This is a genomic window from Streptococcus sp. ST14 (assembly GCF_046098195.1).
Lineage (GTDB): Bacteria > Bacillota > Bacilli > Lactobacillales > Streptococcaceae > Streptococcus.
In genome coordinates, this window is record NZ_JBJUSF010000028.1 from 26010 (window position 1) to 33463 (window position 7454).

The 7454-nt window shown below is 37.5% G+C and carries 11 protein-coding genes, 1 tRNA gene and 1 other RNA gene; 4 read left to right on the forward strand and 9 right to left on the reverse strand.

What is annotated here, in order from left to right:
• The 4 genes from ACIY19_RS08965 to ACIY19_RS08980 all read right to left on the reverse strand — a co-directional run bounded on the left by ACIY19_RS08965 (position 1) and on the right by ACIY19_RS08980 (position 939).
• Entirely contained in the window at positions 1–213 is a 213-nt protein-coding gene (locus tag ACIY19_RS08965; protein ID WP_409003227.1) for a hypothetical protein, read from the reverse strand.
• Positions 210–404, reverse strand: a complete 195-nt coding sequence (locus tag ACIY19_RS08970) for a hypothetical protein (RefSeq protein ID WP_409003228.1) — start codon at positions 402–404, stop codon at positions 210–212. Before ACIY19_RS08970 ends, ACIY19_RS08965 begins: the two co-directional genes overlap by 4 nt.
• The gene (locus ACIY19_RS08975; RefSeq protein ID WP_409003229.1) at positions 401–673 is read right to left on the reverse strand and encodes a hypothetical protein; all 273 of its coding nucleotides are present in this window, start codon (positions 671–673) and stop codon (positions 401–403) included. The genes ACIY19_RS08970 and ACIY19_RS08975 overlap by 4 nt, the downstream gene beginning before the upstream one ends.
• A gap of 74 nt (positions 674–747) precedes the next feature.
• Positions 748–939 carry a DNA-binding protein gene (locus ACIY19_RS08980; protein ID WP_001112860.1) on the reverse strand — a complete coding sequence of 64 codons (192 nt, stop codon included), beginning with the start codon at positions 937–939 and terminating at the stop codon, positions 748–750.
• A gap of 297 nt (positions 940–1236) precedes the next feature.
• On the opposite strand from ACIY19_RS08980, the gene ACIY19_RS08985 reads away from it, so the two are divergent.
• The 4 genes from ACIY19_RS08985 to ACIY19_RS09000 all read left to right on the forward strand — a co-directional run bounded on the left by ACIY19_RS08985 (position 1237) and on the right by ACIY19_RS09000 (position 4450).
• On the forward strand, positions 1237–1620 hold the full coding sequence (locus ACIY19_RS08985) for a helix-turn-helix domain-containing protein (RefSeq protein WP_007518712.1): 384 nt from the start codon (positions 1237–1239) through the stop codon (positions 1618–1620).
• A 2-nt stretch (positions 1621–1622) separates the two neighbouring features.
• Entirely contained in the window at positions 1623–2381 is a 759-nt protein-coding gene (locus ACIY19_RS08990) for an ImmA/IrrE family metallo-endopeptidase (RefSeq protein WP_409003230.1), read from the forward strand.
• Between the two features lie 135 nt (positions 2382–2516).
• Positions 2517–3188, forward strand: a complete 672-nt coding sequence (locus ACIY19_RS08995) for a zinc ribbon domain-containing protein (RefSeq protein WP_409003231.1) — start codon at positions 2517–2519, stop codon at positions 3186–3188.
• A 44-nt stretch (positions 3189–3232) separates the two neighbouring features.
• Positions 3233–4450, forward strand: a complete 1218-nt coding sequence (locus tag ACIY19_RS09000; protein ID WP_409003232.1) for a tyrosine-type recombinase/integrase — start codon at positions 3233–3235, stop codon at positions 4448–4450.
• Positions 4451–4532: 82 nt separating this feature from the next.
• Here ACIY19_RS09000 and ffs read toward each other — a convergent pair.
• From ffs to ACIY19_RS09025, 5 genes are all read right to left on the reverse strand, one after another.
• An RNA gene (ffs, locus tag ACIY19_RS09005) (signal recognition particle sRNA small type) lies at positions 4533–4626 on the reverse strand.
• A gap of 32 nt (positions 4627–4658) precedes the next feature.
• Positions 4659–5126, reverse strand: coding sequence for a tRNA adenosine(34) deaminase TadA (tadA, locus tag ACIY19_RS09010; protein ID WP_001110102.1), 468 nt, complete (start codon positions 5124–5126; stop codon positions 4659–4661).
• 200 nt (positions 5127–5326) lie between these two features.
• The gene (locus tag ACIY19_RS09015; RefSeq protein WP_409003233.1) at positions 5327–6613 is read right to left on the reverse strand and encodes an adenylosuccinate synthase; all 1287 of its coding nucleotides are present in this window, start codon (positions 6611–6613) and stop codon (positions 5327–5329) included.
• A 241-nt stretch (positions 6614–6854) separates the two neighbouring features.
• Positions 6855–7091 carry a sigma(X)-activator ComW gene (gene comW, locus ACIY19_RS09020; protein ID WP_000939512.1) on the reverse strand — a complete coding sequence of 79 codons (237 nt, stop codon included), beginning with the start codon at positions 7089–7091 and terminating at the stop codon, positions 6855–6857.
• Positions 7092–7299: 208 nt separating this feature from the next.
• Positions 7300–7373 (reverse strand) — tRNA-Asn (locus tag ACIY19_RS09025).
• Positions 7374–7454 lie beyond the last annotated feature (81 nt).

Genomic DNA, 7454 nt, shown 5'->3' on the forward strand with positions numbered 1-7454 from the left:
TTAAACTCCTTCTTCTACACATTTTGCGAGTCCTACAGGCGGTTGCACGTCGTACGTAAATTGTTTATCTGAATTTCTCAGGTTCATGCGTGCGACATTGTTAGCTATCAGCTGACGCTCTTTCTGCTTCATTTCAGCGTGATCATCCAGCTTATTTACCAGAGACCAGAGCGCGATTCCTACGATTGTTACCAGGTAAATGTATTCCATCATTTTACGTTCTCCTTTTCTTTATAGATTGCCACAATGTTTTCAAGATCAGCAATACGCTGATTGGTATTTTGAAGTTTTTCTTGTGTTTCAATCAGTGATTGATTGAGATCCAGAGCGACCACTCTCCAGTCCAGATTGGTTTCTTCGACCTCTTCCGAAAAGTAGTTTTTAATTCTTGCTAGTAGGTTCATCCGACTGACCTCATTTTCTTGCTTTTCACCATTTCTTTTTCCCAAGCTTGAGTCCCACGATATTGCAGATATTTGTCAAAACCTTTAATAGTTACAAGTTGCCCATCATTCCTAAGATGCTTCTGTTGGCTAGGTAGCTTCTTCATCTCGCGTCTCATGTCTCCCGCTTGTCGCTTTGAGCATCCAAAGATGTGTTCCAATTCTTCATCATTAGCAGAGACTTTTTCAATGATCACATCTTTAATTCTTACAATTTCAACTGCTTCCATTTTTGCTCCTTTCGTGTTATAATTCAGTTAGTTATTTTGATTAGCGCCTGACTTCTGTTAGGTGCTTTTTTGTGCTACTCAATCCCGTAATCTTCAATCACCTGAAGAATAAAACTGTTCGCTCGTGGACCTTTTGTTGTTCCACTTAGAATGTTTGTCACTTCCTGTCGCTTAAAGCCGTAAGCAACCGCTAGAGTTGCTTTTTTGATCCCTTTCTCTTTCAAGAAAGCATTAACTCTTTCACGACCATTTGCGATATCTGGCATATACGTCCCTCCCTCTTTACTAATTTGTAAATAAGAAACAACTAAAATTTTAACTATTTTTCTGCATTACACTTGACAACTCACACCAAATCGGCTAAAATGAAAGCATAATAAAAACAATGATAAATCTATAAATACCGTTCGCCAAAACATTTTTTATGATTTATTTTCTTAGTTGTTTTTTTAGTTGTAACTTACTTACAAAAAACATTTTACACCTTTTGGGATAATTAGTCAACCTTTTTACACCAAATTTGTTAAATTTTTTTGTAATGTCTTAGAAAGGTTGATTTAACAATGTTTGAGACATTTGAAAAAATTAAAGAATTAGCAAAAAAGCGTGGAAAAGCTCTTGGACAAGTCGAAGAAGACTTGGGTTATGGCAGAAATACACTGTATAAGATAAAAAACTCTACGCCAAATGCTGAACGTATCGCAGAAATTGCTAACTACTTCAACGTATCTACCGACTACCTGCTCGGACGTACGGATAATCCGACTATTGCAAAAGATGACAAGGCAAATGAATATCTTGGTCCAGCTGAGACCGAACTTGTCGCAGCGTTCAGAAATCAGACCCAGAACATGACCGAGGAAGAAAAGGTTCGTTTTAACAAGGCGATTGAAAGCTTGATGGTAACTGCTAAAACCCTGATGGACGATGACAGTAAGTGGAGGTAATTATGGCTAGAGAAATTATTTCCCGTAGACAGTACATCCAACACTGGGATTACGCTGTCCCGGTGATCGAAGCAGCGTCTCGACAGAATAATATTTCACTTGAACAAGTTACTTTTCAGCACATCATCCGTTACTTTGAACAGACTTACAACCTTCATTTTATCTTCTTTGAAAAGGACCCGTTTCCTATGCTCCCTTCAGCCGGTCTACTTAGTTCTGAATACATTAAATATCGAGGGCTTGTCAATAATCCAGATGTTACTTACTTGGATGATATCATCTGTAAACACAATGACGGCTTTACCATTTATAGCAAAGAAAAAGAAAAGTACCTTGTTTATATCAATCAAACACATATCAAAAGACGGATTATCTTTACTATTTTGCATGAATTAGCCCACATCGCAGCCCATTTCAGTACAGGTCGTTCTGATGAGGTCGCCCTCGCTTGCGCTAACAACTATCAGAGTAATCCGCTAGAAATAGAAGCTAACACCATGGCCTCTCTCTTTTACATCAATAATGAGCGCATGGTCTGGCACCTCAAAAACAAGCACTCATACGAGCAAATTAAACAAGCAAATACAATCAGCGATAACGCCCTTTTTAATCGATTAGTTGATTTTGTTCATTATCGGATATTGAGCTATAACGAACATTTATTGGACGATCAACAGCAACGACGAGTAGCTATTGACCTCGTTACAAAATACAAACAAGGGAATAATATCTTACAACAATATTATGATATTGTTGTGTAATGCTAAAAGCAGATGTGATAGCTGGTACATTGTAGCGAGGTATTAAGAAAAATAAAAACCCATAACCTCGTTGGCTATGGGTAAGAAAAAAAGAGTATAAAAGATTTTTAAATAGTTATTGTTTTGGAGGTTATTATGAAATTTTGTCCTGAATGTGGCAATCCAGTAGAGGGTTACAAGTTCTGTTCAAATTGCGGTTATTCTATTGCTAACCAAGAACCAACCGAACAAGCTCAGCCAGTCGATAAACCGGCTTCTCCATCTCCTGCTCCACGAAGTAGAAAAACGGACAAAGTCGGACCGCTTGAAATTGATAGGTACAATCGCACTTATCGCATCCACGGTGCCCAAAAAGCAAAAGGCTCATCTGGTCTAGTTGGTGGAGCAATTAAAGGCTCAGTAAAAGCTACACTTGCGGTTAGTACAATGGGGTTATCGTTAATACCGTCATTGGTAAAGAAAGATAAGAATGACACTGATTGGTATTCATTCGAGGATTTAGTATCCTATGAATTGATTGTAAATAATCAGACTGTTGTTTCGGGTGGTGTTGGTCAAGCTTTGGTTGCAGGCGCTATGTTTGGAGCGATTGGTGCTGTCGCAGGCGGTATCGTATCTAAACGAAAATCAACTACAAAAATTTTGAACATGACAGTCCGTGTGACCTCAAACGACTTCACCAAACCAGTCATATTCATTGACTTGATAAAAAAACCAGTAAAGAACACTTCGAAAGAGTACAAAGAAGCAGTTGAAAACGCTCAACGGATCATGGGAGCCTTGGACGTTATCGTTCATAATTCGTAAATAAAAAATCCCCACACTCAAATTTTGGCCAAGGAGAGTGTGAGGTGTTCAGTATAGTAAAAGGCATTAAAAAGCCCTCTTTACTATACCCATTTTATCAAAAAAGTGAGGTAAAATCAATGTGGATGGAAGAACTTCCCAACGGGAAATACAAATTTTTTGAGCGATACAAAGATCCATATACTGAGAAATTAAAAAAAGTTTCAGTAACCATGGAGAAGAAAACTCCCCAGGCAAGAAATCAAGCTGCCATCTTGTTACAAGAGAAAATAAATCAAAAATTAGGAGAAAAACAACATTTTGTTTCTGATATAACTTTTGAAAAACTATATGAGGAATTTGAGGAAAATTGGAAACACGGTGTTAAAAACTCAACCGTCTACGCTTCAAAGAATGTTAAAAAAGAGATTTTAAAGCAGATAGAGGGCGACTATTTAGTTAGAAACATTGATAGACGATTATTACAAAAAGTGATAGATCAGCTATTACAAGATGAAAGGTCTCATAACTATGTTTCTAAAATCAAGTTCAAGCTTAATCAGATAATGAAATTCGCTGTCAGAATGAATTATATTGATACAAATGAAATGCTATTTGTTGAAATGCCTAGAAAGGTAATTACAACTGAAGATCTCAGAAAGAAAAATACAAAATACTTAGATCAGAAAGAGTTTAAGTTGTTCATCCAAAATTTAAAAGAAGAGGCCCTTTGTGATTATCGAATCACAAAGTATATCCGAATAGCTAAAGTTCTTTTTCTTACTGGCATGCGATATGGAGAGCTTGCTGCTTTAAATTATAAGGAGGATATAGATTTTTCTAAAAAGACCATTCACATCAAACATACATACGATTTCAGACAAAAAGAGAGAACTACACCAAAGACAATCAAGTCTGATAGGGTTATAACAGCACCTCAAAAAGTGTTAGACATCATCAAAGAGCAGATAATAGAGAACGCGACAAATGGATTTGATACAGACTTTATTTTTATAAATACTTTAGGAGAGCCAATAACAAATGCCCGGGTTATTGGTGCATTGAAAAGACATGGCCAGAAAATTGGCATAGATAAGAATATCACTACACATATGTTCAGACACTCTCATATATCCCTACTTGCTGAATTAGGTATCCCCTTGACTGCTATCATGGACAGAGTAGGGCATAGCGACTCAAAGACCACACTAGAGATTTATTCTCACGTTACCCAAAAAATGGTATCAGACATATCTAGCAAGTTAGACAAGATAAAATTTTAAATTGTGCCCCTCGTCTGCCCCTTTTTCTTATACAAGACAAACAAAAAACCCTTAAAGTGTTGATTTTAAAGGGTTTTTAAAGTGCACGAAAAAAGAGCACACAATTCACATCGCTTAGGGCTGCTGGATTCCTCCCCTGACCCGCTTCACGCAGAACTGTTGCTCCACTATTTATTATACCACATTCCCCTCGGTTTTTAAAGAGAAATTATTTTTTCCGTCGATTTCGGAAAAAGTCCTGCATAATCGCTACACAGTCATCTTCCAAAATTCCCGTTTCTACCTCTACACGATGATTGAGACGCTCATCTGTCAAAATATCGTACAAACTTCCAGCTGCACCAAATTTCTGATTTTTAGCCCCATAGACCACCTTTGGTATACGAGCTAGCCCAATCGCCCCGCTACACATGACACAAGGCTCAATGGTCACAAAAAGCGTACAATTAAGCAGGCGCCAACTTTCTTCACTCACGTTCGCATTCTCTATAGCCATGATTTCTGCATGCATAACCGCCCGTTGCAACTCCTCGCGCGCATTATGCCCCCTACCAATGATTTCTCCATCCTTGACAATCACACAACCAATTGGAATTTCATCGTGTTCTAAGGCAATCTCAGCCTCTCTCAAAGCCTCTCTCATAAAGGCTTCTTTTTCTTCAACTGTATAATTCATCGTTCTTCTCTTTTCCTACTTGTCGATTTTATTATTATATCATGATTCTCAACACAAAAAAAGCCACCGAATGCGGTGACTTAATAGGGAGATTATTATGAAAAAGAAAAGTTTAGGATATTTGTTACAACAAGTTAGGAGGTCTTCTTGTAACTGTCTATAGTATACCCAACCTGTCTTAAACTAATCTTAAAAATCTCCTATGACCAAACACTTTCTAAAATATTAGTTTGTTCACGACCGGGACCTACTGAGAATGTCGAAATGCGAACACCAACCAATTCGCTTACACGACGAACATAGTTGCGTGCATTCTCAGGAAGATCTTCCAAATTACGAACTCCAGTGATGTCTTCTGACCAACCTGGCAATTCCTCGTAGATTGGCTTGCAGCGTTTCAACTGCTCTAGACTAGCAGGATAGTAATCAATACGTTGACCATCAAGATCATAGGCCACACAGATTTTCACAGTATCCAAACCACTCAAAACATCTATAGAGTTCAATGAAAGATTGGTAATCCCAGATACACGGCGGCTGTGACGCATCACAACTGAGTCAAACCAACCCACGCGACGTGGACGACCAGTTGTTGTACCATATTCATGACCTACTTCGCGAATGCGATCTCCCACTTCATCAAATAATTCAGTTGGGAAAGGTCCATCTCCTACACGACTTGTGTAGGCTTTACATACACCTACAACCTTGTCAATCTTACTTGGGCCAACACCAGACCCAATTGTCACACCACCAGCGACAGGGTTTGACGACGTAACAAATGGATACGTACCTTGGTCAATATCTAGCATAACACCTTGCGCACCTTCAAACAGCACACGTTTGCCATTATCAAGCGCATCGTTCAAGATAACGGATGTATCTGTCACGTATTGCTTAATTTGTTGACCATATTCATAATATTCTTCAAAAATATCATCAACTGAAATAGGGATACTATCATATAATTTTTCAAACAAACGATTCTTTTCCGCAAGATTGCGTTCCAAACGTTCACGGAAAATATCCTTATCCAAAAGATCCGCAATACGAATTCCAACACGAGCAGCCTTGTCCATATATGCTGGACCGATTCCCTTGATTGTAGTACCAATCTTATTGTCACCCTTAGCTTCTTCCTGCAAGCGATCCAACTCAATGTGATAAGGCAAAATAACATGCGCACGATCAGAAATGCGCAAATTATCTGTTGTCACACCTTCTTCATGAAGATAATTCAACTCTTTTACTAGAGATTTAGGGTTTACAACCATCCCATTCCCAATAACAGAGATTTTTTCAGGAAAGAAAATTCCAGATGGTATCAAGTGCAACTTAAATTTCTTACCATCGATCACAATCGTGTGACCAGCATTATCACCACCTTGATAACGAGCAATTACCTCTGCATTAGCAGAAAGAAAATCTGTAATTTTCCCTTTACCTTCATCACCCCATTGGGTACCTACAACAACAACTGAAGTCATAATAAAATTCGTCTGAGCTACTAGGAGCTCGTCCTTTCTCATATACATGGCAGGAATTTCACCCACAATTATATCTTACAATTTATTATAAGAAAAAAACACTATTTTATCAAGAAGAAACAGTAGAAAAGATTTGGAAATTCTTTCATTTCTAAATATAAAAACCTTTGATTATAAGCTAATTCTATATTTTTTAAAAACTAGCTACAACTATCGTTCGTAATTATGATATAGATGCTTCCTATTGGATAAGAGTTGTACCACCTTGCAGTAATTTATCTAGATATAAACGATAAGCTGTTCTAAAGTGATATAGAGAAAAGTCCCTATCACTTTTAATTTTAAATCGGATTAAGTAATATAGTAAAAAACGTAGATGAAGTGATTCCCACTCTGAACAACTCTGGCCTAAAGAGGCATATTCTTGTTCAACTAGTTTCAAAAAGACAAATGCTCGATCATAAAATTTCTGAAGCATATAAAAACTCCCTTTCTTATTAGTAACACTAGTCTAACAAAAAAAGGAACTAAAAAAGCTTCAAATTCTATAAAAGAAGAATTTAAAGCTAAACGAACTAAAAATAAAATAAAGAGGTAATTATAGATTTAAAAACTAAAATTTGAAATTTCAACAGTCCACTATATTTATAAATAAAAAAACGCTCAATTGAACGTTTCGATTTATACTCCGCCAGTAGGACTCGAACCTACGACATCATGATTAACAGTCATGCGCTACTACCAACTGAGCTATGGCGGATAAAAGCTAAGCGACTTCCATATCTCACAGGGGGCAACCCCCAACTACTTCCGGCGTTCTAGGGCTTAACTGCTGTGTTCG

Bases quoted from the DNA above. Each gene is read 5' to 3' on its own strand.
- ACIY19_RS08975 (WP_409003229.1), bottom strand. From the start codon at position 673: ATGGAAGCAGTTGAAATTGTAAGAATTAAAGATGTGATCATTGAAAAA.
- ACIY19_RS08980 (WP_001112860.1), bottom strand. From the start codon at position 939: ATGCCAGATATCGCAAATGGTCGTGAAAGAGTTAATGCTTTCTTGAAA.
- ACIY19_RS08965 (WP_409003227.1), bottom strand. From the start codon at position 213: ATGATGGAATACATTTACCTGGTAACAATCGTAGGAATCGCGCTCTGG.
- ACIY19_RS09015 (WP_409003233.1), bottom strand. From the start codon at position 6,613: ATGACTTCAGTTGTTGTTGTAGGTACCCAATGGGGTGATGAAGGTAAA.
- ACIY19_RS08985 (WP_007518712.1), top strand. From the start codon at position 1,237: ATGTTTGAGACATTTGAAAAAATTAAAGAATTAGCAAAAAAGCGTGGA.
- ACIY19_RS08970 (WP_409003228.1), bottom strand. From the start codon at position 404: ATGAACCTACTAGCAAGAATTAAAAACTACTTTTCGGAAGAGGTCGAA.
- comW (WP_000939512.1), bottom strand. From the start codon at position 7,091: ATGCTTCAGAAATTTTATGATCGAGCATTTGTCTTTTTGAAACTAGTT.
- ACIY19_RS08990 (WP_409003230.1), top strand. From the start codon at position 1,623: ATGGCTAGAGAAATTATTTCCCGTAGACAGTACATCCAACACTGGGAT.
- ACIY19_RS08995 (WP_409003231.1), top strand. From the start codon at position 2,517: ATGAAATTTTGTCCTGAATGTGGCAATCCAGTAGAGGGTTACAAGTTC.
- tadA (WP_001110102.1), bottom strand. From the start codon at position 5,126: ATGAATTATACAGTTGAAGAAAAAGAAGCCTTTATGAGAGAGGCTTTG.